We start from the raw sequence: 25,466 nt of genomic DNA, 5'->3' as shown, positions 1-25,466 counted from the left end.
GCGCCGCCGGCGGGGGCCGAGCCCCCCCAGGCGGCGCCCCCCCCCGGGGGGGTCGCGCCCCCCCGGGGGGGGGGGGGGGTGGGGCCGCGGGGGGGGGGGGGCCCCCCCGGGGGGGGGGCCCCCCCCCCACACATGTTTCCCCCATATGTTTTCAGTCGTCAGCCCGGAGTCAGGCTCCGCAGGACCAGACCCGTGGCCGGCTTGGGGCCGAAGGACGTGGACTTGCGCGGCATCATCACGCCTTGGCGTGCCAACTCCCGTACGACCTCCTCGCGCACGGGATGCAGCAGGACGGCCGTGCCGCCGTCGCGTTCCGCCTTCGCGACGGCCGCCGCGGTGTCATGGATGTACGCGATGTGCTCGGGCGCGTCCGGGATCCGCCAGAGGTGGTCCAGCAGCGTGGTGTGCAGGACCGTCGCGTCCAGCCGTCGCCAGGCCGCGGGCCGGTCCACGGGGACCGTGCGCGCCAGCAGGCCGTCGTCCGGCCGGTCGACCAGATGGAAGCGGCCGTCCCCGGCGAGCAGGAACGCGTTGCCCGTGGCGGCGGCCTCGGCCAGGGCGTCCAGCGCTTCCGGGAGCGCGGTGTCGACCGTACGGACACGGAAGGAGCCCGAGAGCGCCTCGATCGCACGGTCGACGGGGAGCCGGTGCAGCAGCCGGTGGATGGAGCGGACCTGGAGGGGGTAGCGGGCCGTGTCGACCAGCAGGACCAGCCCGTATCCCCAGGGGCCCGGGTCCGCGTGCTCGTCCAGGTGCTCGTCGCGCAGTCGCAGACAGGTCGCCCAGCGGTGGTGGCCGTCCGCGATCAGGGCCTGGTGGTGGCCCAGGTCGTCGGCGATCGCCGCGAGGTCGGCGGCGTCCGTGACCGACCACAGCCGATGGCTGAAGCCGTCCTCCGTGGTGGTCGCGAGGAGCGGGGGGCGGTGGACGGTGCGCTCGATGACGCCCGCCGTACCCGCCGTGGCCGCCCCGGTCGACCGCCCTGGCGTCCCCGTATCCGTCATGTGTGTCGCACCCATGGTGTCCGGTGCGCCCGTCACCTCGCCCCCGCTGCGGTAGGTGAGGAGCAGGGGTTCCAGATTTGCCTCGGTGGCCCGCATCAGGGCCGCACGGTCCGCCACCACATCCGGCATCACGTCCTCATGGGGCAGCACAATGCCGTCGGACGGGGAGGAGAGCGCCAGCGCCCCGATGACCCCCCGCTGCAACAGCTCGTCCTTGCGCTGCTCGTACACATACAGCGCGGGCTCCGGGTCCGGTGCGAGGATGCCCTCGGCGAGCCAGCGTCCGAGTGTCCGTGCCGCCTGGCGGTGGCGTTCGTCGGGGGTGGGGGCCTGCGGCAGGATCAGCCGGACGATGTTGTGCGGATCGGCCGACTCCAGATGGTGCAGTCCGTCCGGCCGCACGACCACGTCGTACGGCGGGGAGGTCACGGCGGCGAGACTGCCGACCCGCTCGGGAACATAACGGAGCCCGTGGAACGGAATCAGCCGCAGCCCCTTGTCCGCAGGACCTGGTGTGTTCATCCGGGCATCGTATGTGGGGTGTGGGGGATGAGCGATGATCGGGGGGAGAAGCCACGGAAGTACGGACGTCACGAGCGAGAACGGACGGCGGATGAGCCAGCAGAGCAGGACCAGGCCGGGCGGGAGTGCGACCGCGCTGCACAAGGCGTACGACACCGCCCTGCTCGATCTGGACGGTGTGGTGTACGCGGGCGGGGAGGCCATCGCGCACGCGGTCGACTCGCTCCGTACGGCCCGGGACGCGGGGATGCATCTCGCGTACGTCACCAACAACGCGCTCCGGACGCCCGCCGCCGTGGCGGCGCATCTGACGGAACTCGGCGCCCCGGCCGCGCCCGCCGACGTGATCACCTCGGCGCAGGCGGTCTCGCGGCTGATCGCGGAGCAGTTCCCCGCAGGGTCCAAGGTGCTGGTGATCGGCGGGGAGGGGCTGCGGGTCGCGCTGCGCGAACGCGGTCTCGAACCGGTGGAGTCGGCCGACGACGGTCCGGCCGCCGTGGTGCAGGGATACGGGGGCCCCGATCTGGCGTGGGGGCGGTTCGCCGAGGCCTGTTACGCGATCAACCGCGGTGTGCCGTGGTTCGCGTCCAACACGGATCTGACGATTCCGAGCGCGCGGGGGATCATGCCCGGCAACGGCGCGGCGGTCGAGGTCGTACGGATCGCCACGGGCGCCGAGCCGCAGGTCGCGGGCAAGCCGCTGCCTCCGATGCACCGCGAGACCATTCTGCGGACGGGCGCGAAGCGGGCGCTGGTCGTCGGGGACCGGCTGGACACGGACATCGAGGGGGCGTTCAACGGGGGCGTGGACTCACTGCTCGTCCTGACCGGAGTGACGGACGCGGCTCAGCTCCTGGCCGCCGAGCCCCGGCACCGGCCGACCTATGTGGACGAGGATCTGCGCGGACTGCTGACCGGGCAGCCCGAAGTGACCGCGACGGAGGGCGGGTTCGGCTGCGGCGGGTGGACCGCTTCGGTCGCCGGGCGCGCGTTGGCACTGGACGGGGACGGTACGGCGCCGGACGGGCTGCGCGCGCTGTGCGCGGCGGCCTGGACGGAGGCGGGCGACGGCGCCGGCACGCTGGACGGGGGCAAGGCGCTGGCACGGCTCGGTCTGTAGCCCGCCGACGCCACCGACGCCACCGACGCCATCGACACGACCGCGAGGCCGCGTGGGCACGGCGGCTGGAAGGAGGGACAGCGGCGGTGAGCAGGCTCAACGGCTGTACGGAGGCACGGCGCCGCACGGGGGCGGAGAGGCGGATGCGAGGGTAGGCTAACCTAACCTCGTGTTGGTCGACAGTCCCCCCGTACAGAGCGCTGAGCCGCCTGCCCCCGCCGTGTCCCGCAGGCATCGCACGCTGCGCCCTGCGGGGCTGCTCCTCTCCTTCGGCGTTCTCCTGCTGGTCTGTGCCGCGAGCATCGCGATCGGCGCCAAGTCGGTGCCGCTCGGCGATGTGTGGCACGGCCTGTTCCATGACAGCGGCACTGGGAACGATGTGATCGTCGTCGATGTCCGGCTGCCGCGTACCGTCCTCGGACTGCTCGTCGGGATCGCTCTCGGCCTCGCCGGCGCCGTGATGCAGGCACTCACCAGGAATCCGCTCGCGGAGCCCGGACTGCTGGGGGTCAACGCGGGCGCCGCAGCCGCGGTCGTCTCCGCCATCAGCTTTCTGGACGTCACCTCGATCACGGGCTATGTGTGGTTCGCCTTTCTGGGCGCGGCGGTGGTCTCGGCGCTGGTGTACGTGCTCGGCGGCAGCCGGGGCGCCACCCCCGTGCGTCTCGCGCTCGCGGGTACCGCGGCCACCGCCGCGCTCTTCGGCTATGTCAACGCCGTACAGCTTCTCGACTCGGCGGCCCTGGACCGGCTGCGCTTCTGGACCGTCGGATCGCTCGCCTCCGCCGACATGTCGACCGTGGGCAAGGTGTGGCCGTTCATCGCCGGCGGGGTCGCGCTGGCGCTGCTGATCGCCCGTCCGCTCAACGCCATGGAGATGGGTGACGACACCGCGCGTGCGCTGGGGGCGCGTCCGACGCCGACCCGGATCGCCGCGATGGTCTCCGTCACGCTCCTGTGCGGCGCCGCGACCGCGGCCTGCGGTCCGATCGTCTTCATCGGGCTGATGGTGCCGCACCTCGTCCGCACGATCACCGGACCCGACATGCGGTGGATCCTGCCGTACGCGGCGGTGCTCTCACCGGTCCTGCTGCTGGGCGCCGATGTGGTCGGCCGGGTGGTCGCCAGGCCGTCGGAGCTTCAGGTGGGTATCGTCACCGCGCTGATCGGCGGACCCGTCTTCATCCAGCTCGTACGCCGCAAGAGGATGGCTCAGCTATGACCGGCGCCCGCTTCCGCTCCGGCGCCCGCTTCCGATCCGGCGGCCACTCCGGCGCCCGCTCCGGCCTCCGAGGCCGTTCCGCGGTCCGTACGGTCCGTACGGTCCGAACGCCCGGGGGTCTCTCCGTACGGTTCGACAGCCGCGTGGCCCTGACGCTGCTCCTGCTCACCGTCGCCGCGCTGGGGGCCGGTGTCGTGCTCATCGGCAGCGGCGACTACCCGATGTCCCCCGCGGATGTGGTCGCGACCCTCCTCGGCGACGGTGATCCGGGGCAGGAGTTCATCGTTCAGGAGCTGCGGCTGCCGCGGATCCTGGTCGGGCTGCTCGTCGGGGCGGCGCTCGGCGTCGGCGGCGCGGTCTTCCAGTCCCTCACCCGCAATCCGCTCGGCAGCCCCGATGTGATCGGTTTCGGCCAGGGCGCCACGGTCGGCGCGCTGAGTGTGATCGTGCTTTTCCGGGGCGACGCGCTCGCCGTCGCGGGCGGCGCGGTCGTCGGTGGTGTGCTGACCGGCGTGGGCGTCTATCTGCTGGCGTGGAAGCGCGGGGTGCACGGCTTCCGGCTGGTACTCGTCGGCATCGGTGTCGCCGCGATGCTCACCGCCGCGATCCACTATCTGATCACCAAGGCCGATCTGATCGACGCGACCCGTGCGGTGCTCTGGATGACCGGATCGCTCGACGGGCGCGACTGGGCCCAGGTGTGGCCGCTGCTCGCTGTCTGCGGTGTGCTGATCCCGCTCGTCCTCGGACGCGGCCGGGCGCTGCGCGTGATCGAGATGGGCGACGACGCGGCCTATGCGCTCGGTGTGCGGGTCGAACGGACCAGGGTGCTTCTGATGGGTTCCGCCGTGGTGCTCGTCGCCGTGGCGACGGCCGCCGCGGGGCCGATCTCCTTCGTGGCGCTGAGCGCGCCCCAGCTCGCCCGTCGGCTGACCCGCGCACCGGGCCCCCATCTCGGCCCGGCCGCCGTCATGGGCGCGGTGCTGCTCCTCGTCGCCGACTGGATCGCCACTTCGGCGTTCGGTGACCGTGAGCTGCCCGTCGGTGTGGTGACCGGTGTTCTCGGCGGCTGCTATCTGCTGTGGCTGCTGGTCACCGAGCGCAGGGCGGGCCGCATATGAGACACGAGCGAACGGTCTCGCGACACATGGCCGCAGGACATACGGGGTCGGCACATACAGGGTCGGCACATACGGGGCGGACGCATACGGGGCGGACACATACGGGGCCGGGACACCGGCGACCGGTACGCAGAGGAACGGGACAGGGATGAACCCCGCGGACACCAGGAGCAGGAGCACGACCATGCAGCGCCTCACCGCGGAATCGGTGACCCTCGGCTACGACCAGCGGATCATCGCCCGCGATCTCTCGGTGGAGATCCCCGACCACTCGTTCACGGTGATCGTCGGCCCGAACGCCTGTGGCAAGTCGACCTTGCTGCGCGCGCTCTCCCGGATGCTCAGACCCTCCCAGGGGCGTGTCCTGCTCGACGGCGCGGCCATCCACGGGATGCCCGCCAAGAAGGTCGCCAGGACCCTCGGTCTGCTGCCCCAGTCGTCCATCGCGCCCGACGGGATCACGGTCGCGGATCTGGTGGCGCGCGGCCGCTATCCGCACCAGGGGCTGCTGCGCCAGTGGTCGCCAGAGGACGAGCGGATCGTCGAGGAATCGATGGCTTCGACCGGTGTCGACGAACTGGCTGATCGCTATGTCGATGAATTGTCGGGCGGCCAGCGGCAGCGTGTCTGGATCGCGATGGCCCTCGCCCAGCAGACTCCGCTGCTGCTGCTCGACGAGCCCACCACCTTCCTCGACATCCAGCACCAGATCGATGTGCTCGACCTCTGCGCCGAACTGCACGAGACCCAGGGCCGCACGCTCGTCGCCGTGCTGCACGACCTCAACCACGCGGCCCGCTACGCCACCCATCTCATCGCGATGCGCGACGGGGTGATCGTGGCGGAGGGAACGCCCTCGGAGGTCGTCACCGCCGAGCGTGTGGAGGAGGTCTTCGGTCTGCGCTGCCAGGTCATCGAGGACCCGGAGACGGGCACGCCGCTGGTCGTGCCGGCGGGGCGGCGGGCCCGGCGGGCCGTGCCCGTACCAGCGGAGAAGCCCGTACCGCCGGAGAAGCCCGTACCGCTCCAGAAGTGAGAGCGGGGGCGGGAAGCGGGGAACGGGACTACAACAGCGAGCGCAGACGCAGCAGATCGCGGAAGCCGGCCTCCAGCCTGACCCGTCCCGAGCCCCAGGCGCGGGCGAAGTTCAGCTCGCCCTCGACCAGCGCCACCAGATCGTCGCCCGCCATGGCCAGGGCGATCTGCGCCTTCTGGGGCGGGGGGCCCTGCACGGTGTCGGCCACCACGATCCGGCCGTCCACGAGACGGCCGGTGAACGTGAGGTCCAGATCCGTGATGTGGCAGCTCAGGGAACGGTCCAGCCCGGCCGCGGTGTGGACCTTCCCGTCCGTGCGCGCCAGATCGTCGGAGAGCTTGTCGAGTGCGCCGCGGCACTCCTCCATCGTCGCCATCGTGACCGACGGTACCCCAGGGCTTCGCGGTAGCGTCTGGGCATGAGCGACTCCATGGCGGGACCGGCCGCCGGACCGGCCGAGCGCGAGCCCGGCACCGGGACCGGGACGGCCGGACCTCCCGCGGACGGCCCGGCCGCGCCCGGCCCCCTGGGCGTGGGCACCGTCCCGACCGGCGACGCCGAGGTGGACGGGCTGCTGGCCCGTCTCGCCGACGCCGACCACCTGCCGACGGACGGACATGTCGAGGTGTACGAGGATGTACACCGGGGGCTGCGGGACGCGCTGACCGCGCTCGACGCGCGTCCGGCGCCCCAGGGCCCGCAAGGGCCCCGGCCGCAGGGCCCCCGGTGACCTCTCTCGCGTACGACCACAGGAGCTGAACCGAACGTGGCAGGACTGGCACGCCGCCGTCTCGATGCCGAACTGGTACGCCGTAATCTCGCACGCTCGCGCGAGCACGCGAGCCAGCTCATCGCCGCGGGCCGGGTGACCGTCGGCGGTACCACCGCGACCAAGCCCGCCACCCAGGTCGAGACGAGCGCCGCCGTCGTCGTCACCGCCGACGACGGCGATCCCGACTACGTCTCGCGCGGCGGACACAAGCTCGCGGGCGCGCTGGCGGCCTTCACCCCGCTCGGCCTGGAGGTCCGCGGCCGGCGGGCGCTCGACGCGGGCGCCTCCACCGGCGGTTTCACGGATGTGCTGCTGCGGGCCGGCGTCGGCCATGTGGTCGCGGTGGACGTCGGTTACGGACAACTCGCCTGGTCGCTGCGGAGCGATGAACGCGTCACCGTCAAGGACCGTACGAACGTACGCGAGTTGACGCTCGACGCGATCGAAGGGATGCCTGTGGACCTGGTGGTCGGAGATCTGTCGTTCATTCCGCTCGGGCTGGTGCTGCCGGCGCTGGTGCGCTGCGCCGCACCCGGCGCCGACCTCGTACTGATGGTGAAACCGCAGTTCGAGGTGGGCAAGGAGCGGCTGGGCAGCGGAGGTGTCGTACGCAGTCCCGAGCTGCGCGCGGAGGCCGTACGGGCGGTGGCGCGGCGGGCCGGCGAACTCGGCCTCGGGGTACGGGGGGTCACCGCGAGTCCACTGCCCGGACCATCCGGGAATGTCGAGTATTTTCTGTGGCTCCACGCCGGAGCGCCCGAGCTGGACCCGGCGGACGTCGACCGTGCAGTGGCGGAGGGACCCCGTTGATCACGCAGCCCGCACAGCCCGCACAGCCCACGCAGCCCACGCAGCCCACGCAGCCCACGCAGCCCGTGCGGCCCACGGAGCTCACGCAGTCCGTGCGGCCCACGGAGCTCACGCAGTCCGTGCGGCCCATGGAGGCCACACCTCCCACCCTGATCACCGGGAGCACCCCGGTCACTCCGTCCCCTCGGCACACTCCCGCCACCGAGGCCGCCGTGACCGCCCCGGCGCCCGGGGCCGCGGGCACCCCGGGGCCGGCGAACGCCGACCGCACCGTGTTCCTGCTGGCCCACACCGGCAGGCCCGCGGCGATCCGCAGCGCCGAACTGGTCGTGGACGGACTGGTGCGCAACGGTCTGCGCGTACGGGTCCTGGCCACGGAGGCGAACGATCTGCCGCTGCCGCCCTCCGTCGAGACCGTCCCCGACGCCACCCCCGACGTACTCGACGGCTGCGAGCTGCTGATCGTGCTCGGCGGGGACGGGACACTGCTGCGCGGCGCCGCCTTCGCACGGGCCTCCGGTGTGCCCATGCTCGGGGTCAATCTGGGCAGGGTCGGCTTTCTCGCCGAGGCGGAACGGGACGATCTGGACAAGGTCGTCAACCGCGTGGTCACCCGTGCGTATGAGGTCGAGGAGCGGATGACGATCGATGTCGTCGTGCACAGCAACGGCGATGTCGTCCACAGGGACTGGGCGCTCAACGAGGCGGCCGTGCAGAAGGTCTCGCCCGAGCGGATGCTCGAAGTCGTCCTGGAGATCGACGGCCGGCCCGTCACCGCCTTCGGCTGCGACGGCATCATCTGCGCCACGCCCACCGGTTCGACCGCCTACGCCTTCTCGGCCGGCGGACCGGTCGTCTGGCCGGAGGTCGAGGCGCTGCTGATGGTGCCGATCAGCGCGCATGCCCTGTTCGCGAAGCCGCTGGTCACCTCGCCGACCACGGTGCTGGCGGTGGAGGTGCAGGCGCACACGCCCAACGGAGTCCTCTGGTGCGACGGGCGCAGAACCGTCGAGCTGCCCCAGGGAGCCCGGGTGGAGGTACGCCGCGGCGCCGTCCCCGTACGGCTGGCGCGGCTGCACCACGCGTCCTTCGCGGACCGTCTCGTGGCCAAGTTCGCGCTGCCGGTCTCCGGCTGGCGCGGGGCGCCCCACTGAGGGCGCGCGGCCCACGGCCGGGGGAACCGGGGGTGGGGTCCGTCGCACGGCGGCGCGGAGACCTCGTATGGTCATGACCGTGTTGGAGGAGATGCGGATACGGTCGCTCGGGGTCATCGACGACGCGGTCGTCGAGCTGTCGCCAGGCTTTACCGCGGTGACCGGTGAGACCGGCGCGGGCAAGACCATGGTCGTCACCAGTCTGGGGCTGCTGCTCGGCGGACGCGCGGATCCGGCGCTGGTACGGATCGGCGCCAAGTCGGCGGTCGTGGAGGGCAGGCTCACCATGGCCGCGGGTACGCCCGCGGCCGTACGGGCCGAGGAGGCCGGGGCGGAGCTGGACGACGGAACGCTGCTCGTCAGCAGAACCGTCTCGGCGGAGGGACGCTCACGAGCCCATCTGGGCGGGCGCTCCGTGCCCGTGGGCGTCCTGGCGGAACTGGCGGACGACCTGGTCGCGGTACACGGCCAGACCGACCAGCAGGGGCTGCTGCGGCCCGCGCGGCAGCGGCAGGCCCTCGACCGGTACGCGGGCGACGCGGTCGCCGCGCCCCACGCCGCCTACACGGCGGCCTACCGCAGGCTGCGGGCCGCCGCCACGGAGCTGGAGGAGCTGACCACCCGGGCCCGTGAGCGGGCGCAGGAGGCCGATCTGCTGCGTTTCGGGCTGAACGAGGTCGCGGCCGTGGAGCCGAGGGCGGGGGAGGACACCGAACTCGCCGCCGAGGCGGAACGGCTCGGCCACGCGGAGGCGCTCGCGTCCGCCGCGGCCGTGGCGCACGCGGCGCTCGCGGGCCATCCCGAGGACCCGGAGGGCGTCGACGCGACGACGCTCGTCGCGGGCGCGGGCCGGGCACTGGAGGCCGTACGGTCCCACGACCCGGCGCTCGCCGGGCTCGCCGAGCGGATGGGGGAGATCTCCATCCTGCTGGCGGACGTGGCGGGCGAGCTGGCCGGCTACGCGGACGATCTGGACGCCGACCCGCTGCGGCTGGCCGCGGTGGAGGAACGCCGGGCCGCGCTCACCGGGCTCACGCGCAAGTACGGCGAGGACATCGCCGCCGTGCTGGCCTGGGCCGAGGAGAGCGCCGCGCGGCTGACCGAGCTGGAGAGCGACGACGACCGGATCGCCGACCTGACGGCCGAGCGGGACGGCCTGCGCGACGAACTGTCCGCCCTGGCCCAGGCGCTGACCGACGCCCGTACGGAGGCCGCGGCGCGCTTCGCGGACGCCGTCACGGGCGAGCTGGCCTCGCTGGCCATGCCGCACGCGCGCGTCTCGTTCGACATCCGGCAGGCCGAGGCCGCCGACGAGATGTCCGGCATCGTGGTGGGGGGGCGTTCGGTGGCCTACGGCCCGCACGGGGCCGACGAGGTCGAACTGCTCCTCGCCCCCCACCCGGGCGCCCAGCCCCGGCCGATCGCCAAGGGCGCGTCCGGCGGTGAGCTGTCCCGGGTGATGCTCGCGGTGGAGGTGGTCTTCGCGGGGTCCGATCCCGTGCCGACGTATCTCTTCGACGAGGTGGACGCGGGCGTGGGCGGCAAGGCGGCGGTCGAGGTCGGCCGCCGGCTGGCGAAGCTCGCCAGGTCCGCGCAGGTGGTGGTGGTGACGCATCTCCCGCAGGTCGCGGCCTTCGCGGACCGCCAGCTCCTGGTCGAGAAGACGAACGACGGCTCGGTGACACGGTCCGGGGTGACGGTCCTGGAGGGCGAGGACCGGGTGCGGGAGCTGTCGCGGATGCTGGCGGGGCAGGAGGACTCGGAGACGGCGCGGGCGCACGCGGAAGAACTACTGGCAACGGCGGCCCGAACCATAACGCCTCCCGGCTAGGGGGCCGTGGGTTTCGGGTGCGTTGTGGCCGGGGCCGGTGGTGGTGTGCGGGTTGTGGCCGGGGGTCGTTCCGGGGGCATATCCGGGACGGCATGATGTACGGCGCCCTTGGCGGTGCGTGGGATACGGGCGTCCGGACGCCACACATCACGCTTTAGTGTCCCGGACACGCCCCCTGCACGCCCCCCTTCACCGCCCGCCACCGATCAGGCCCCCGGGGCACCCCGGCACCCGGAGTGCGGCGGGAGGGGGTCGGGGTCGTAGGAGGTGCGTGTTCGGACACTAAAGCGTGATGTGTGCCGCACACGGGCCCGCACCCGGCAACCGGCCCGCACGCGGCGTAAATCATGCCGTCCGGACATGTACCTCCGGAGGCCCCGGCACCCGGCACCACCCACAACCCGCATCCGAAAACCGGCCCCCGCCACCACGCACCCGAAACCACGGCCCCCGCCGGGAGGCGAAGGTCACTCGTGGGGGTGGTCCGCGTTCCCTCGTTGCGGGGCCGGACACAAGAACGACGTCCCCGCGGTGCCGGAACGTGCGTCCGGACTGGCATCCTTGGCCGCAGTCCCCGACGTCTAGCCAGGAGCCTTGACCACGTGACACAACTGCGTACGGTCCAGGTGCTGGGCGGTGGCAGTGCGGGCAGCAGCGCGCACGTTCGATCGTTGGCGGCGGGTCTCGTCGCCCGGGGCGTGCGCGTCACGGTGTGCGCGCCCGTGGACGTCGACCGTGTCTACGACTTCAGCGGGTCGGGGGCGCACCATGTGGCCGTCCCACGGCGCGGGGACCCCTCCTCCGTCGCGACCCTGCGCGCCGCGTGCGCCGGGGCGGACGTGGTGCACGCACACGGGGTGCACGCCGCCGTACGTGCCGCGATCGCGCTCGGCGGCCGGCGGATACCGCTCGTGGTCACCTGGCACACCCGGGGGCAGACCGACGGACCGCGGGGGCATCTTCTGCGGCTGCTGGAGCGAAGGGCCGTCAGGGCGGCGGCCGTTGTGCTCGGCACCTCGTCCGATCTGGTCGACCGGGCCCGCAGCAGAGGGGCGCGCGACGCCCGTCTCGCGCCGGTCGCGCTGCCCGCGTCCCGTCGGCCGGTCGGCGGGCCCGAGAGCAAGGCCCGCGCCGAACTCGGCGCGGTCGAGCGCCCGTTGCTGATGGCCGTGGGCAGCCTCAGACCGGACCAGGGGTACGACACGCTGCTGGACGCGGCCGGGATCTGGCGCGGCCTCGACCCGGCCCCGCTGCTGACCGTCGCGGGGGAGGGCCGGGAGCGGGGGCGGCTCCAGCGCCGTATCGACACCGAGGAACTGCCGGTGCGGCTGATCGGCCGCCGCGACGACATCGCCGAACTCCTCGCCGCCGCCGACATCGCCCTGCTGCCCAGCCGCTGGGAGGCCCGCTCGGTTCTCGCGCAGGAGGCGCTGCGGCTCGGGGTGCCGCTGGTCGCGACGGCGGTGGGCGGCGTTCCCGAGCTGGTGGGTGACGCGGCGGAGCTGGTGCCGTACGGGGACGTGACGGCGCTGTCGGACGCGGTGGTACGGCTCCTCGGTGACCCGGACCGCCGTCGGTGGCTCGCCGCGGCGGGCCGGATCCAGGCGGAGAGCTGGCCGACGGAGGACGAGACCATCGCCCAGGTGCTCTGCGTCTACGACGAACTGGCCTCGTCCCCGCGTCCCACGCGCTGAAGTTTCCCCCGGGCCGCGTCCGGCTATCCCGCGTGGCGTCTGGCCCTCAGTGCGAGGCTCAGTGCCAGGACCGTCTGCGGGTCGTCCAGGTCCGTGCCGAGCAGTTCCGCGATCCGGGCCAGCCGGTTGTACAGCGTCTGGCGGTTCAGATGCAGTTCTCGTGCCGTCTCCGCCTTGCGGCCCGCGTGGTCCAGATAGACCTCCAGGGTGGGCAGCAGCGCGGGCCGGGACGCGCGGTCGTGTGCGCGCAGGGGGCCGATCGCGCGGTCCACGAAGGCCGCCAGGTCCTGATGGTCCCGCAGCCGCCACAGCAGCAGATCGATGTCGAGTCGGCGCGCGTCGTACCAGGGCACCTCGGGCAGGCCCTGCGCCGCCGTCGCGGCCTCCGCCGCGTGCCGCAGTGCCGCGCCCGCCGTCGCCCAGCCGCCCGCGACCCCGACGACCACCACCGGAGGCCGCGCGCCCGCGCGTTCCAGACCGGCCCGCGCCACCCCCGTACGCAGCGCCGTCGCGACCCGGTCGGCCAGCGGCGCACGTTCCGACTCGGAGCGCAGCCCGAGCAGCAGCGGGACCCGGCCCTCCACGGGCCGTACGCCCAGCAGCACCGGAACGCCCACCGAGGACAGTTCCTCCAGCACCGCCCGCGCCAGCGGTGCCCAGGCGCCCGACGGCAGCGGTTCGGGGCCCAGTCGCATCACCACCGGCAGCAGCGGGCCCTCGCCCGGTCTGAAGCCCAGCACCCTGGCCTGCGCGGGCGCGTCCTCGGGGAGGATCCGGCCCTCGGCCAGATCGGTCAGGAAGTCACCGCGGCCACGCGCCGCCAGTTCCTCCTCCTGGCGCGCCTGCATCAGCACGACCGCCAGGATGCCCGCCGCGCGTTCGGCGGCCATGCGGTGCACCGGCAGCGGCGGGGCCGAGACGGCGGGCAGCACCAGCCGGGCCCGTACCGCGCCCGTGCCCCGGCCGGCGCCCGGTACATCCACCAGGACCGCCCCCGTCGGTGGTTCCGCGGCGTGCGACGGCCGCCGTCCGCGCAGCCCCTCCCAGATCTGCAACGGGTCGGCCGCCGCCGGGCCCGCGCCGGGGGCGGCCGCGTACAGCAGTCGCCCGTCCGCCGTCTCCAGGAAGACGGGGTTGCCCGCGAAGTCCGCGAGGATACGGAGCACCCGCGGCACCCCGCCCCCGTCCAGCAGCGCCTCCGTGCACCGCCGGTGGACCTCCTCGGCCCGCCGCAGCAGCGCGTAGTGGCCGTTGACGATCTCGGTGTGCACCTCTTCGGTCACCGCGACGAAGGGCACCTCGCGGTGGAGCTGTACGACCGGCAGCCCGGCCGCGCGCGCCGTCTCCACGAGGGTCGTCGGCAGCCGGTCGAAGCGCGGCCCCAGCTCCACCACCAGCGCCGCGATCCCGCGGTCGGCGAGTTCGCGTACGAAGGTCCGCTGCTCGGCGGGGCGGGTGCCCAGACCGAGGCCGGTGGTGAGCAGCAGCTCCCCGCCCTTGAGCAGCGAGGCGATGTTCGGGACCTCGCCCGCGTGCACCCAGCGCACCGTACGGTCCAGCCGGTCCGCGCAGGCCACGACCTCGGGGAGACCACCGCGCAGTCCCGGCAGTTCCAGCGCCCGCCGTACGGTGATTCCGCCCTGACTGTCCATGACGCCGGAGGCTACCCGCGGTCACGGCCGACGGGAAACGCGAGCGGCGGGGACCGGAGGCGGGAAGGCGAAGGGCCGGGGCGCGGGCGCGTACGCCCCCGTCCCGGCCCTGACCGCCGTCAGCCTCCGTACGCCCCCGAGGCCGTCAGCCGCAGCGCCGTGTCGATCAGCGGCACATGGCTGAACGCCTGGGGGAAGTTCCCGACCTGGCGCTGGAGCCGGGGGTCCCACTCCTCCGCCAGCAGCCCCAGATCGTTCCTGAGCGCCAGCAGCTTCTCGAAGAGCTTGCGCGCCTCGTCCACCCGGCCGATCATCGCGAGATCGTCGGCCAGCCAGAACGAGCAGGCCAGGAAGGCGCCTTCGTCGCCCGCCAGCCCGTCCACGCCCTCGTCCTCGCCGGAGGTCGGGTAGCGCAGGACGAACCCGTCCTCCGTGGACAGCTCGCGCTGGATCGCCTCGATCGTGCCGATCACGCGCTTGTCGTCCGGCGGCAGGAAGCCCATCTGCGGGATGAGCAGGAGCGACGCGTCGAGTTCCTTGGAGCCGTAGGACTGCGTGAAGGTGTTCCGCTCCTTGTCGTACCCCTTCTCGCAGACGTCGCGGTGGATGTCGTCCCGCATCTCGCGCCAGCGCTCCAGCGGCCCGTCCGCCTCGCCGGACTCGATCAGCTTGATCGTCCGGTCGACGGCGACCCAGGCCATCACCTTGGAGTGCACGAAGTGCCTGCGCGGACCGCGCACCTCCCAGATGCCCTCGTCCGGCTGGTCCCAGTGCTTCTCCAGATACCGGATCAGCTTGAGCTGGAGCACCGACGCGTAGTCGTTACGGGCCAGGCCCGTCATATGGGCGAGGTGCAGCGCCTCGGTGACCTCGCCGTACACATCGAGCTGGAGCTGGTGCGCGGCGCCGTTGCCCACCCGGACCGGTCCCGAGCGCTCATAGCCGGGCAGCCAGTCCAGCTCGGCCTCGCCCAGCTCCCGTTCGCCCGCGATCCCGTACATGATCTGGAGGTTCTCCGGGTCGCCGGCGACGGCGCGCAGCAGCCACTCGCGCCAGGCACGGGCCTCCTCGCGGTAGCCGGTGCGCAGCAGCGAGGAGAGGGTGATCGCGGCGTCGCGCAGCCAGGTGTAGCGGTAGTCCCAGTTCCGTACGCCGCCGATCTCCTCCGGCAGCGACGTCGTCGGGGCGGCCACGATCCCGCCGGTCGGCGCGTAGGTCAGGGCCTTGAGCGTGATCAGGGAACGGACCACCGCCTCGCGGTACGGGCCGTGGTACGTACAGTGCTCGACCCACTCGCGCCAGAAGTCGGACGTCGCCTCCAGCGACCCCTCGGGGTCGGGCAGCGCGGGCGGCTGCCGGTGCGAGGGCTGCCAGCTGATCGTGAAGGCGATCCGGTCGCCCGGCGCCACGGTGAAGTCGGAGTAGGTGGTGAGGTCCTTGCCGTAGGTCTCCGCCGTGGTGTCCAGCCAGACCGAGTCGGGTCCGGCGACGGCGACCGTGCGGTTGTCGACCTTGTGCACCCACGGCACCACGCGCCCGTAACTGAAGCGCATCCGCAGCGCGGAGCGCATGGGCACCCGGCCGCTGATGCCCTCCACGATCCGGATGACCTGCGGGGCACCGTCGCGTGGCGGCATGAAATCCGTCACGCGCACCGTGCCGCGCGGGGTGTCCCACTCGGACTCCAGGATCAGTGAGTCCCCGCGGTAGCGGCGCCTGGCCGCCCGCGGCGGCGCGGAGCCGGCGGGGTGTGCGGGGCCCAGCCGCCAGAAACCGTGCTCATCGGTGCCGAGCAGTGCCGCGAAAACGGCGTGCGAGTCGAAGCGGGGCAGGCACAGCCAGTCGACTGTGCCGTCCCGGCAGACCAGGGCGGCGGTCTGCATATCTCCGATGAGTGCGTAATCCTCGATGCGCCCGGCCACGTGCATCTCCAGTCGAACGGCCATGTCCGCCCCGCGGGGCGCGTACTTCGGTCAAGAGTCGTTGACGAGCTCATCTTCCGGGAAATCGGGCGGGGTGTGCCGATGCCGGCCGGACTCGGCAGCGAACGTCCGAGCAGGATACGACGCACCTGGGACTTCTGCGCCACGGTCCCGGCAACATCGGTCCGACGAACATCGTGGCCAAGGGTGACCCGGGGACAAAGAGTGACACGGGTGAAGGGATGGAGGCGCGTGGCCGGAACCGGCCTCGTCGCGTCGCTGATACCCTGGTAGCCCGTGGACCGGTGGACTCCCTGCGACGCACAAGGGGCCCCGAACCCGCAGCGACGGAAGTCCCTCCCCTCTTCGGCGGGGACACCGGTACGCACCTCAGACCGCGACCACGGGAGCCCCCTCTTGGCCATGCCGACCCGATCCTCGACTTCCTCGACGACCAAGCACATCTTCGTCACCGGGGGCGTCGCATCCTCCCTCGGCAAGGGCCTGACCGCCTCCAGTCTGGGTGCGCTGCTCAAGGCGCGCGGCCTGCGGGTCACCATGCAGAAGCTCGACCCGTATCTGAACGTCGACCCCGGCACGATGAACCCGTTCCAGCACGGTGAGGTGTTCGTCACCAACGACGGTGCCGAGACCGACCTGGACATCGGCCACTACGAGCGTTTCCTCGACGTGGACCTCGACGGCTCCGCCAATGTCACCACCGGCCAGGTCTACTCCCAGGTCATCGCCAAGGAGCGGCGCGGGGAGTACCTGGGCGACACGGTTCAGGTCATCCCGCACATCACCAACGAGATCAAGCACCGCATCCGGCGGATGGCGACCGACGAGGTCGACGTCGTGATCACCGAGGTCGGCGGCACGGTCGGCGACATCGAGTCGCTGCCGTTCCTGGAGACCGTCCGCCAGGTGCGCCACGAGGTCGGCCGCGACAACGTCTTCGTCGTCCATATCTCGCTCCTGCCGTACATCGGCCCCTCCGGGGAGCTGAAGACCAAGCCCACCCAGCACTCCGTGGCCGCCCTGCGCAACATCGGTATTCAGCCGGACGCGATCGTCCTCCGCGCCGACCGTGACGTGCCGCTGTCGATCAAGCGCAAGATCTCGCTGATGTGCGATGTCGACGAGGCGGCGGTGGTGGCCTGCGTGGACGCCAAGTCGATCTACGACATCCCCAAGGTGCTGCACACCGAGGGCCTGGACGCCTATGTCGTACGGAAACTGGATCTGCCGTTCCGCGATGTGGACTGGACGGTCTGGGACGATCTGCTGGACCGGGTCCACAACCCCGACCACGAGGTGACCGTCGCGCTGGTCGGCAAGTACATCGATCTGCCCGACGCGTATCTGTCGGTGACCGAGGCGCTGCGCGCGGGCGGGTTCGCCAACAAGGCGCGGGTCAAAGTGAAGTGGGTCACATCGGACGACTGCAAGACCCCGGCGGGCGCGGCACGGCAGCTCGGCGATGTCGACGGGATCCTGATCCCCGGCGGCTTCGGGGAGCGCGGGGTCACCGGCAAGGTCGGCGCGATCCAGTACGCGCGGGAGAACGGGGTCCCGCTGCTCGGGCTGTGTCTGGGGCTCCAGTGCATCGTCATCGAGGCAGCGCGCCATGTGGCCGGGATCCCGGACGCCAACTCCACGGAGTTCGACTCCGCCACCGCGCATCCGGTGATCTCCACGATGGAGGAGCAGCTCGCCTACGTCGAGGGCGCCGGTGATCTGGGCGGCACGATGCGCCTCGGCCTCTACCCGGCGAAGCTCGCCGAGGGGTCGATCGTGCGCGAGGTGTACGGGGACCAGCCGTATGTGGAGGAGCGCCACCGGCACCGCTACGAGGTCAACAACGCCTATCGCGCGGAGCTGGAGAAGAAGGCCGGTCTGGTCTTCTCGGGCACCTCGCCGGACAACAAGCTGGTCGAGTACGTCGAATACCCCCGCACCACGCACCCCTATCTGGTCGCCACCCAGGCACATCCGGAGCTGCGGTCCCGGCCGACCAGGCCGCACCCCCTCTTCGCCGGTCTGGTGAAGGCCGCGGTGGAGCGCCGCCGGGGCGGTCGGCCGGATTCGGCGGAGCGCGTGAGCGCCGAGGCGTAGGCGATACGGTGGGAGCCGGGGTCACGGGTCCTTTTCAGAATCCTTGCCCCGGTTTCCGCGTGTGCGCGCTGTGTGGGAGGACGCTTTCATGACCATCAAGGACGCCCCCGAGGAATGGCGGGTCACCGCCACCAGGACGCCCTTCCGCGGCAACAAGACCAGCGTCCGTACGGACGATGTGGTCATGCCCGACGGCACGGTCGTGTCACGCGACTACCAGGTCCACCCCGGCTCCGTGGCGATCCTCGCGGTGGACGACCAGGACCGGGTGGTGGTCCTGCGCCAGTACCGGCACCCCGTACGCCAGAAGCTGTGGGAGATCCCGGCCGGGCTGCTCGACGTCCCGGGGGAGAACCCGCTGCACGCGGCGCAGCGGGAGCTGTACGAGGAGGCCCATGTCAAGGCCGAGGACTGGCGGGTGCTGACGGACGTCTACACCACGCCGGGCGGCTGTGACGAGGCGGTACGGATCTTCCTCGCCCGCGATCTGGCGGAGGCGGAGGGGGAGCGCTTCGTGGTCTCCGACGAGGAGGCCGACATGGAGCTGGCACGGGTGCCGCTGAAGGAGCTGACCCGGGGCGTGCTCGCGGGGGAGCTGCACAACAACTGTCTGGCCGTGGGGGTGCTGGCGTTCGGCGCGGCCCTGGCGGGTGACGGCGTCGAGGCGCTGCGGCCCGCGGACGCTCCCTGGCCCGCCCGCCCGTTCGTATCCTGAGCCGGGGAGGCCCCTGCTCCTGAGCCAGGGATGCTCATGCTCCTGAGCCGGGGATGCTCCTGCGCGGACTCCCCTTCCCGGGGCTCCGTCCGCCGGTACCGTTGTTCCTTCCGCCGGTTGAGCGGTCGCTCGATCTGACGATACGACTGATCCGATCGGGGGATCGGTCGGCCGTGCTCCACCGGATCCGTCGCGGAGAGTGAACTACGCTCGCACCGCCCGTGCGGAGATCCGCCGGGCTCGGCTCGTGCGCAGGCGGACGGGAGCGTGGCCCGTGACGGATCAGGCGGTGGATGTGGGCGGCCCCGGCCGTACGGGTTCCACGGGGAAGAGCGGCGGCTCCACCGACGCCCCCGCGGGCGCCGCGGCGGTGAACGAGACCGATCGTCCGTCGGGCAAGCGCCGCGGCCGGTCCAGGACGGCCGTGGCGAAGGCCCCGAAGGGCGGCTCCAAGACGAAAGGCGCGGCCCGGGTGAAGCTCCCGGAGAGTCCCGAGGACGCGATCGGTGACACCCCCGCCGCCGTCACGGAGGGTGAGCCCCCGGCGGTCAAGCGGCGCCGCCTCCCCCTGCTGAGACGCCGTACCACCGCGGCCGCTGCCGTGTCCCCCTCCGGGAACGACGACGATGCCGCCGCCGTGAGCGATGCCGTCGCGAACGAGCCCGCCGTCAGCGAGCCCGCCATGAGTGAGCCCGCCGCCAACGAGCCTGCTCCGCGCGAGGCCGCCGTCCGTGAGCCCGCCGTCCGTGAGCCCGCCGCGCGTGCGGCGGCCGTGAGCGAGCGCGCCGTGGGCGGGAAGCCCGTGAGTGATCCCTCGGCCGCCCTGGACTCCGTGTCCGTCGCGACAGCCGCCGAGGAGACCGGCCTCCCGGCCGGACCGCCGGTACCGGCCGAAGCGGTCGGACCGTCCGTCCCGGCCGGGGCCGGGGTGTCCCGGACGGGCGCCGGATCCGGTACGGACCGGGCCGCCACCGAGCCCCCCGGTGCCCTCGCGGGAGCCACCGGAACGGAAGGCGCCGACGGGGCCGGAGAGGCCGGTGAGAGCGCGGAGGCCGAGGCGGCTGCCACCGGGCACGGGACCCGTGAGACCGTGATCACCCCGGGGAGCACGGCAGCCGTCGGCGGGTCCGCCTCGGGATCTACCGAGGCCGAGCTGGACGAGGACATGGCAGCGCTCTACGACGAGGTCGGGCCCGACGACGACGAGGAGGAGGCCCCTGTGGCGCGGGGCGTGACCCGCCCCGCCGGTGGTGGCCCCACCGGCCCCGGCGGCGGGCCGGGACGCGGCACCGCCGGACTCCACGGCATCGCCTCCCAGCCCTCGCCGGGCGCGGCGCGCGGCGGGGCGACCGCCCCGGCGTTCTTCGGCCGGCTGCGGGAACTGAAGGCCCTGCGCGGCGACATCGAGCGCGCCGGGCTCAACACCCTCTCCGGACGCAAGGAGCCGCGCGCCCGGGTGCTGCTGATCGCCGGGCGCCCCGGCTCCGGCCGTACCGCGCTCGCGGAGGAACTGGCCGGACAGCTCCGGGACGGCTACCCGGACGGGATCGTCAGGGTCCGGCTGACCGAGCCCGGGGGAGAGCCCGTCCCCACCGAGCGCGCGGCCCGTGCGATCCTCGGCGCGTTCGGGATCACCACCCCGCCCGGCGCCGGGGAGGACGAGCTGTCCGAGATGGTGCGGGAGGCGCTGGCCGTACGGCGGGTGCTGCTGTTCCTCGACGAGGCCGCCGACGCCGAGCAGGTCGACCCGCTCGTGCCCGACAACCCGGACTGCCTGGTCATCGCTGTCGCGCAGGGCCCGCTCACCGGGATCCCCGATGTCCGCCCGTGCACGCTCGGCGGGATGGACGCGAAGGCCGCCATCGAACTGCTCACGCGCTTCACCGGGGCGGTCCGGATCACCGTCGATCCACAGGCCGCCGAGTCCCTCGCCGAGGAGTGCGGCGGCCAGCCCGCCGCGCTCGTCCTGATCGGCGGCTGGCTCGCCGCCCGCCCCACCGCTTCCGTCGCCGACGCCACCAAGCGGCTGCGCGCCCTCCCGCACGACCCCGAGCGGCCGGTCGGCGACCGGCCGCTCGCCCGCGCCTTCCGGCTCGTGTACGAGACGCTGCCGCCGTCCGTCGCCCGGAGCCTGCGGCTGCTCTCACTCGCCCCGGCGGGGCTCGTGGACGCGCACACCGCGTCGGCGCTGGCCGGCTGCTCGGTGTCGGCCGCCAGGACCGCGCTGCGCGACTTCACGGCCCTGGGGCTGCTGCGCGGGCCCGTCGGCCCGGCGGCGGACGACCGGACCGGGGACGACGACCGGACCGGGGACGACCAGTATCTGGTGCCCGGCTGTCTGCTCCCGCTGCTGCGCGATCTGAGGGAGAAGCACGACCGCGAGGCCGAGGTGCAGCTCGCGCGGGCGCGGATGCTGGAGCGGACCGTACGGCTGCTCCAGTCCTGCCGGGCCATCACGGAGCCCGACGGCTCCCCGGCCCGTAAGCGGCTGGCCGGACTGCCCCGCTCGCTGCGCTACCCGAACACCGCCGCCGCGGCCGGGTGGCTGGACTCACGGGAGCCCGCCCTGCTGGCCTCCGCCCGGCTCGCGGTCGCCGACGGAGAGCTGGACACCCTGGCCCGCCGGCTGATCGCCGCGCTGGTCCGCGCGCTGGCCGCGCACCGCGGCACCGAGGCGGCGGCCCCCGAGCTGTACGGCCTCCATCAGCTCGTCCTCGACATCGCGGAGCGGCGCGAGCTGCACCGGGAGCAGGCCGCCGCGCTGCTGAACATCGGAGATCTGGACGCCCGGACGGGCCGCACCCAGGACGCGCTCGCCCGCTACCGGGCCGCGCTGGACGCCGGACGGGCCGCGAACGATCTCTACGCGACCGGCCGCGCGATGGAATCCGTAGGAGGCGCGTACCAGGACCTCCAGGACTGGCAGCGGGCCGCCGACTGGTACGGAAGGGCGCTCGCCCAGCGGCTCAGCCGGGGCGAGCGCGCCGACGAGGCGAGGCTGTACGGGCGGCTCGGCACCGTCCACACCTACGCGGGCCACTACGGGGAGGCGCTGCGGAGCTGGCGGGCCGCCGTGGCCGGCTACCGCCGGCTGCGCGATCTGCCGGGCCAGGCACGCGCGTTGAGCGAGGCGGCGCGGGTCCAGGAGTACGCGGGCCGGCCGCAGGAATCGCTGGAGACCTGTCAGGAGGCGGTGGAGTGGGCGCGGCTGGCCGGGGACGTACGGCTCCAGGCCGCGCTCCAGCTCCGGGTGGCGGACACGCTGGACCGGCTCGGCGACCCGACCGCGGCCAGGCTGCATCGCGCGACGGCCGATCGGCTTCTGGAAACGGAAGGAAACACCTACGAAATCCGCGGCACTTCGGCTGGCGAATAATGCTTTGCAAGGCTGGACAGCGGGAAATCCTTCATTAGACTGGCTCTGCCGCAACTGGACGCGGTGTGTCCCGGTGCGCTTCCCCGCGCCCCGGTCCCCCTGGCATTGCCCCCGCAATCCCCTGAGCCAAGGACCGTGATCTGCCGTGCTGGTCGGTATCCCCCGTGAGGTCAAGAACAACGAGTTCCGGGTGGCCATCACCCCCGCCGGTGTGCACGAGCTGGTGCGCCACGGCCATGAGGTCGTCATCGAGCGGAACGCCGGCGCCGGCTCCTCGATCACGGACGACGAGTTCGGCGCGGCGGGCGCGCGGATCCTGGCCACCGCGGACGAGGTCTGGGCCGCCGCCGATCTGCTGCTGAAGGTCAAGGAGCCGATCGCGGAGGAGTACCACCGGCTCCGCAAGGGCCAGACGCTCTTCACCTATCTCCATCTCGCGGCCTCCCGCGCCTGCACCGACGCCCTGCTGGACTCGGGCACCACGGCCATCGCGTACGAGACGGTCGAGACCGCCAACCGGGCGCTGCCGCTGCTCGCCCCGATGTCCGAGGTCGCCGGCCGGCTGGCCCCGCAGGTCGGCGCGTACCACCTGATGCGCTCGGCCGGCGGCCGCGGTGTCCTGCCGGGCGGTGTGCCGGGCACGGCGGCGGGCCGGGCCGTGGTCATCGGCGGCGGGGTCTCCGGCTGGAACGCCACCCAGATCGCCGTCGGCATGGGCTTCCACGTGACCCTGCTCGACCGTGACATCAACAAGCTGCGCGAGGCCGACCGGATCTTCGGCACCAGGGTGCAGACCATCGTCTCCAACGCCTTCGAACTGGAGCGTGCGGTCGTCGAGGCGGACCTCGTCATAGGGGCCGTGCTCATCCCCGGCGCGAAGGCGCCGAAGCTCGTCACGAACGGGCTTGTCGCCAAGATGAAGCCCGGAAGTGTACTTGTCGACATTGCGATTGATCAGGGCGGCTGCTTCGAGGATTCGCGCCCGACGACCCACGCCGAGCCGACCTTCCCCGTCCACGGCTCGGTCTTCTACTGCGTCGCCAATATGCCGGGCGCCGTACCGCACACCTCCACATACGCCCTGACCAACGCCACGCTGCCGTACATCGTGGAGCTGGCGGACCGCGGCTGGGCGGACGCGCTGCGCCGTGATCCCGCCCTCGCCAAGGGGCTCAACACCCATGAAGGCCAGGTGGTTTACCGCGAGGTGGCCGAGGCCCATGGACTGGATCACGCCGAATTGAGTGCGCTTCTGGGCTGATGCGTCAACGCGCGTCGTCAACATCACGCCAGCGGCCGGACCTTGATCGGCGGGGTCCGGCCGGACGTGTGCCCGAGGGGCTCCGAACTCCGGGTCAACTCGCCTCGAACGTAACCTTTTCACCGATTCGCCGAGCCGCGAAACGTGTGCGCCATGCCTTGATGAGAGGCTTGTGCGCCCTTGACAGAGGGATGTTCCGTTGCCGACACATCGGGCCGGGTCCGGCGGATTGTGTTGCTGCGGACCGGTGACACGCCATAGAGTCGCCAACCGTCGGCATGGTGCCACGCTGACCTATCGATAAGTTTCCTGGTCCCGTCCAAGGAGGTAAGACGACTTGTGAATGAGTCGACATTTACTCCCGGGGGTGGTCAACCAGGAATGCCGGTGAGGGGCCAGAGCCCGTCGTCCGGGTTCGAGGCTGTCGGCTCCGTAGCTGTCCGCACCTTCGCCACCCACCAGCACATGACGACAGCCCACCAGATGATGGACGGCCAACACGTGAACGCCATGGCCGGCAACGAGGGTGGCCGAGAGTCCACCCCATTCGCCGACTACGACGAGGTGCCCGAGGGGCACTTCTACGACCCCGACGCCGAGTACGAGCCGGATCCCGAGTACGCGGCCACCCTCGCCCCCGACGCCGCACGCCAGCGCCGTGAGCGGATCGGCCCGACCGGGCGTCCCCTGCCGTACTTCCCGATTCCGGGCCCGCTGACCGATCATGGCCCCGCGACGATCATCGCGATGTGCAACCAGAAGGGCGGCGTCGGCAAGACGACGTCGACCATCAACCTGGGCGCCGCGCTCGCGGAGTACGGCAGGCGTGTGCTGCTCGTCGACTTCGACCCGCAGGGAGCCCTCTCGGTCGGTCTCGGCGTGAATCCGATGGAGCTGGACCTCACCGTCTACAACCTGCTCATGGAGCGGGGCATGGCGGCCGACGAGGTCCTCCTGAAGACCGCCGTGCCCAACATGGACCTGCTGCCCAGCAATATCGACCTCTCGGCCGCCGAGGTGCAGCTCGTGAGCGAGGTCGCGCGCGAGTCCACGCTCCAGCGGGCGCTGAAGCCGCTGATGCAGGACTACGACTACATCGTGATCGACTGTCAGCCGTCGCTCGGTCTGCTGACCGTGAACGCGCTGACGGCCGCGCACAAGGTGATCGTGCCGCTGGAGTGCGAGTTCTTCGCGCTGCGCGGGGTGGCCCTGCTCACCGAGACGATCGAGAAGGTCCAGGAGCGGCTCAACCCGGAGCTGGAGCTGGACGGCATCCTCGCCACGATGTACGACTCCCGTACGGTGCACAGCCGGGAGGTCCTCGCGCGGGTCGTCGAGGCCTTCGACGATCACGTGTACCACACGGTGATCGGGCGGACCGTGCGCTTCCCGGAGACCACGGTCGCCGGTGAGCCCATCACCACGTACGCCTCGAACTCCGTCGGCGCCGCCGCGTACCGCCAGCTCGCCAGGGAGGTGCTCGCCCGGTGTCACGCCGAGTGAGTCTGCCCGGGGCCGACGAGCTGTTCCGTACGACCGGGGGGACGGCGCTCCAGTCCTCCTCGCCCGCGGACCGCCGCCGGAACGCCAACGGCGAGCCGCGGGTGCCCGCTCCGGCGGGGGAGAGCGACCCGGCGGGCGAGCCGGGGGCGCCGGGACAGACCGCGTCGGCTTCCGCCGCGCCCGCTCAGGCCCCGGCTCCCGCGGACGAGCACTCCGCCGCCGCCTCGGACACCGCGGAAGCGCCCCGGAGCCGTACGGCGGGCGCGGAGCAGGCCGCCAACGCCGTGAAGGGACGCCGGACCCAGGAGTCCGGTGTTCCGGGGCCCGCGCCGTCCGGCGGCCAGCAGCGCCGCCGGGGGCGGGGCGCCAACCGCCGCCCCAGCGGGCGCGAACGGCACGACGAGAAGATCACGGTCTATGTCTCGGCCGAGGAACTGATGGACCTGGAGCACGCACGGCTGGTACTGCGCGGCGAGCACGGCCTCGCCGTGGACCGCGGACGGATCGTCCGCGAGGCGGTCGCGGTGGTCCTCGCGGACCTCGAATCGCGCGGCGACGCGAGCATCCTCGTTCGGCGCCTGCGCGGGCGCTGAGGGTAGCCTGCGCGGGCAGTACCTCCGCTCCCCGCCCCCA

At 72.6% G+C, this 25,466-nt stretch carries 19 protein-coding genes; 15 read left to right on the top strand and 4 right to left on the bottom strand.

Annotation, left to right across the window (positions count from 1 at the left end):
• Window positions 1-158 precede the first annotated feature (158 nt).
• Window positions 159-1,526 (bottom strand): DUF1015 family protein, encoded by a 1,368-nt coding sequence (locus ACFYYH_RS20680; protein ID WP_388552830.1) that lies wholly within the window; start codon window positions 1,524-1,526, stop codon window positions 159-161.
• Between the two features lie 91 nt (window positions 1,527-1,617).
• On the opposite strand from ACFYYH_RS20680, the gene ACFYYH_RS20675 reads away from it, so the two are divergent.
• The 4 genes from ACFYYH_RS20675 to ACFYYH_RS20660 all read left to right on the top strand — a co-directional run bounded on the left by ACFYYH_RS20675 (window position 1,618) and on the right by ACFYYH_RS20660 (window position 6,025).
• On the top strand, window positions 1,618-2,646 hold the full coding sequence (locus tag ACFYYH_RS20675) for an HAD-IIA family hydrolase (protein WP_388552827.1): 1,029 nt from the start codon (window positions 1,618-1,620) through the stop codon (window positions 2,644-2,646).
• Between the two features lie 220 nt (window positions 2,647-2,866).
• Window positions 2,867-3,868, top strand: a complete 1,002-nt coding sequence (locus ACFYYH_RS20670) for a FecCD family ABC transporter permease (protein ID WP_388552893.1) — start codon at window positions 2,867-2,869, stop codon at window positions 3,866-3,868.
• Entirely contained in the window at window positions 3,865-4,989 is a 1,125-nt protein-coding gene (locus tag ACFYYH_RS20665) for a FecCD family ABC transporter permease (RefSeq protein ID WP_388552824.1), read from the top strand. The genes ACFYYH_RS20670 and ACFYYH_RS20665 overlap by 4 nt, the downstream gene beginning before the upstream one ends.
• A gap of 184 nt (window positions 4,990-5,173) precedes the next feature.
• Window positions 5,174-6,025 (top strand): ABC transporter ATP-binding protein, encoded by an 852-nt coding sequence (locus ACFYYH_RS20660; protein ID WP_388552890.1) that lies wholly within the window; start codon window positions 5,174-5,176, stop codon window positions 6,023-6,025.
• A gap of 28 nt (window positions 6,026-6,053) precedes the next feature.
• Here ACFYYH_RS20660 and ACFYYH_RS20655 read toward each other — a convergent pair whose 3' ends face one another.
• On the bottom strand, window positions 6,054-6,401 hold the full coding sequence (locus ACFYYH_RS20655) for an SCP2 sterol-binding domain-containing protein (protein ID WP_388552821.1): 348 nt from the start codon (window positions 6,399-6,401) through the stop codon (window positions 6,054-6,056).
• A gap of 42 nt (window positions 6,402-6,443) precedes the next feature.
• Here ACFYYH_RS20655 and ACFYYH_RS20650 point away from each other — a divergent pair, with 42 nt between their 5' ends.
• From ACFYYH_RS20650 to ACFYYH_RS20630, 5 genes are all read left to right on the top strand, one after another.
• Complete coding sequence (locus ACFYYH_RS20650) at window positions 6,444-6,755, top strand: hypothetical protein (RefSeq protein WP_388552818.1); 312 nt, start codon at window positions 6,444-6,446, stop codon at window positions 6,753-6,755.
• Window positions 6,756-6,791: 36 nt separating this feature from the next.
• Window positions 6,792-7,607 carry a TlyA family RNA methyltransferase gene (locus ACFYYH_RS20645; RefSeq protein WP_388552815.1) on the top strand — a complete coding sequence of 272 codons (816 nt, stop codon included), beginning with the start codon at window positions 6,792-6,794 and terminating at the stop codon, window positions 7,605-7,607.
• Between the two features lie 128 nt (window positions 7,608-7,735).
• Window positions 7,736-8,761, top strand: coding sequence for an NAD kinase (locus tag ACFYYH_RS20640; RefSeq protein WP_388552812.1), 1,026 nt, complete (start codon window positions 7,736-7,738; stop codon window positions 8,759-8,761).
• Between the two features lie 73 nt (window positions 8,762-8,834).
• Window positions 8,835-10,592 (top strand): DNA repair protein RecN, encoded by a 1,758-nt coding sequence (recN, locus tag ACFYYH_RS20635; protein ID WP_388552809.1) that lies wholly within the window; start codon window positions 8,835-8,837, stop codon window positions 10,590-10,592.
• A 602-nt stretch (window positions 10,593-11,194) separates the two neighbouring features.
• Window positions 11,195-12,286, top strand: a complete 1,092-nt coding sequence (locus ACFYYH_RS20630) for a glycosyltransferase family 4 protein (protein ID WP_388552806.1) — start codon at window positions 11,195-11,197, stop codon at window positions 12,284-12,286.
• Window positions 12,287-12,309: 23 nt separating this feature from the next.
• On the opposite strand, the gene ACFYYH_RS20625 is transcribed toward ACFYYH_RS20630, so the two are convergent.
• Together ACFYYH_RS20625 and ACFYYH_RS20620 are read right to left on the bottom strand one after the other, a co-directional pair.
• Window positions 12,310-13,938 carry a PucR family transcriptional regulator gene (locus ACFYYH_RS20625; RefSeq protein ID WP_388552803.1) on the bottom strand — a complete coding sequence of 543 codons (1,629 nt, stop codon included), beginning with the start codon at window positions 13,936-13,938 and terminating at the stop codon, window positions 12,310-12,312.
• 119 nt (window positions 13,939-14,057) lie between these two features.
• On the bottom strand, window positions 14,058-15,884 hold the full coding sequence (locus tag ACFYYH_RS20620) for a glycoside hydrolase family 15 protein (RefSeq protein WP_388552801.1): 1,827 nt from the start codon (window positions 15,882-15,884) through the stop codon (window positions 14,058-14,060).
• A 399-nt stretch (window positions 15,885-16,283) separates the two neighbouring features.
• On the opposite strand from ACFYYH_RS20620, the gene ACFYYH_RS20615 reads away from it, so the two are divergent.
• The 6 genes from ACFYYH_RS20615 (at window position 16,284) to ACFYYH_RS20590 (ending at window position 25,426) form a co-directional block, all read left to right on the top strand.
• Window positions 16,284-17,978 (top strand): CTP synthase, encoded by a 1,695-nt coding sequence (locus ACFYYH_RS20615; RefSeq protein WP_388552798.1) that lies wholly within the window; start codon window positions 16,284-16,286, stop codon window positions 17,976-17,978.
• Between the two features lie 88 nt (window positions 17,979-18,066).
• Window positions 18,067-18,693, top strand: a complete 627-nt coding sequence (locus ACFYYH_RS20610; RefSeq protein WP_388552795.1) for an NUDIX domain-containing protein — start codon at window positions 18,067-18,069, stop codon at window positions 18,691-18,693.
• 1,165 nt (window positions 18,694-19,858) lie between these two features.
• Entirely contained in the window at window positions 19,859-22,069 is a 2,211-nt protein-coding gene (locus ACFYYH_RS20605; protein ID WP_388552887.1) for an AAA family ATPase, read from the top strand.
• A 145-nt stretch (window positions 22,070-22,214) separates the two neighbouring features.
• Complete coding sequence (gene ald, locus ACFYYH_RS20600) at window positions 22,215-23,330, top strand: alanine dehydrogenase (protein ID WP_388552792.1); 1,116 nt, start codon at window positions 22,215-22,217, stop codon at window positions 23,328-23,330.
• Window positions 23,331-23,711: 381 nt separating this feature from the next.
• Window positions 23,712-24,833, top strand: coding sequence for a ParA family protein (locus tag ACFYYH_RS20595; RefSeq protein WP_388552789.1), 1,122 nt, complete (start codon window positions 23,712-23,714; stop codon window positions 24,831-24,833).
• The gene (locus ACFYYH_RS20590; RefSeq protein ID WP_388552884.1) at window positions 24,830-25,426 is read left to right on the top strand and encodes a hypothetical protein; all 597 of its coding nucleotides are present in this window, start codon (window positions 24,830-24,832) and stop codon (window positions 25,424-25,426) included. The genes ACFYYH_RS20595 and ACFYYH_RS20590 overlap by 4 nt, the downstream gene beginning before the upstream one ends.
• Window positions 25,427-25,466 lie beyond the last annotated feature (40 nt).

The sequence above is a fragment of the Streptomyces sp. NPDC002018 genome (assembly GCF_042890865.1).
Classification (GTDB): Bacteria; Actinomycetota; Actinomycetes; order Streptomycetales; family Streptomycetaceae; genus Streptomyces.
This window is presented reverse-complemented; position numbering and strand designations above follow the sequence as displayed.

Bases quoted from the DNA above. Each gene is read 5' to 3' on its own strand.
- ACFYYH_RS20610 (WP_388552795.1), top strand. From the start codon at position 18,067: ATGACCATCAAGGACGCCCCCGAGGAATGGCGGGTCACCGCCACCAGG.
- ACFYYH_RS20665 (WP_388552824.1), top strand. From the start codon at position 3,865: ATGACCGGCGCCCGCTTCCGCTCCGGCGCCCGCTTCCGATCCGGCGGC.
- ACFYYH_RS20620 (WP_388552801.1), bottom strand. From the start codon at position 15,884: ATGGCCGTTCGACTGGAGATGCACGTGGCCGGGCGCATCGAGGATTAC.
- ACFYYH_RS20625 (WP_388552803.1), bottom strand. From the start codon at position 13,938: ATGGACAGTCAGGGCGGAATCACCGTACGGCGGGCGCTGGAACTGCCG.
- ACFYYH_RS20595 (WP_388552789.1), top strand. From the start codon at position 23,712: ATGCCGGTGAGGGGCCAGAGCCCGTCGTCCGGGTTCGAGGCTGTCGGC.
- ACFYYH_RS20640 (WP_388552812.1), top strand. From the start codon at position 7,736: ATGGAGGCCACACCTCCCACCCTGATCACCGGGAGCACCCCGGTCACT.
- ACFYYH_RS20675 (WP_388552827.1), top strand. From the start codon at position 1,618: ATGAGCCAGCAGAGCAGGACCAGGCCGGGCGGGAGTGCGACCGCGCTG.
- ACFYYH_RS20680 (WP_388552830.1), bottom strand. From the start codon at position 1,526: ATGAACACACCAGGTCCTGCGGACAAGGGGCTGCGGCTGATTCCGTTC.
- ACFYYH_RS20650 (WP_388552818.1), top strand. From the start codon at position 6,444: ATGAGCGACTCCATGGCGGGACCGGCCGCCGGACCGGCCGAGCGCGAG.
- recN (WP_388552809.1), top strand. From the start codon at position 8,835: ATGACCGTGTTGGAGGAGATGCGGATACGGTCGCTCGGGGTCATCGAC.
- ACFYYH_RS20660 (WP_388552890.1), top strand. From the start codon at position 5,174: ATGCAGCGCCTCACCGCGGAATCGGTGACCCTCGGCTACGACCAGCGG.
- ACFYYH_RS20615 (WP_388552798.1), top strand. From the start codon at position 16,284: ATGCCGACCCGATCCTCGACTTCCTCGACGACCAAGCACATCTTCGTC.
- ACFYYH_RS20605 (WP_388552887.1), top strand. From the start codon at position 19,859: ATGGCAGCGCTCTACGACGAGGTCGGGCCCGACGACGACGAGGAGGAG.
- ACFYYH_RS20655 (WP_388552821.1), bottom strand. From the start codon at position 6,401: ATGGCGACGATGGAGGAGTGCCGCGGCGCACTCGACAAGCTCTCCGAC.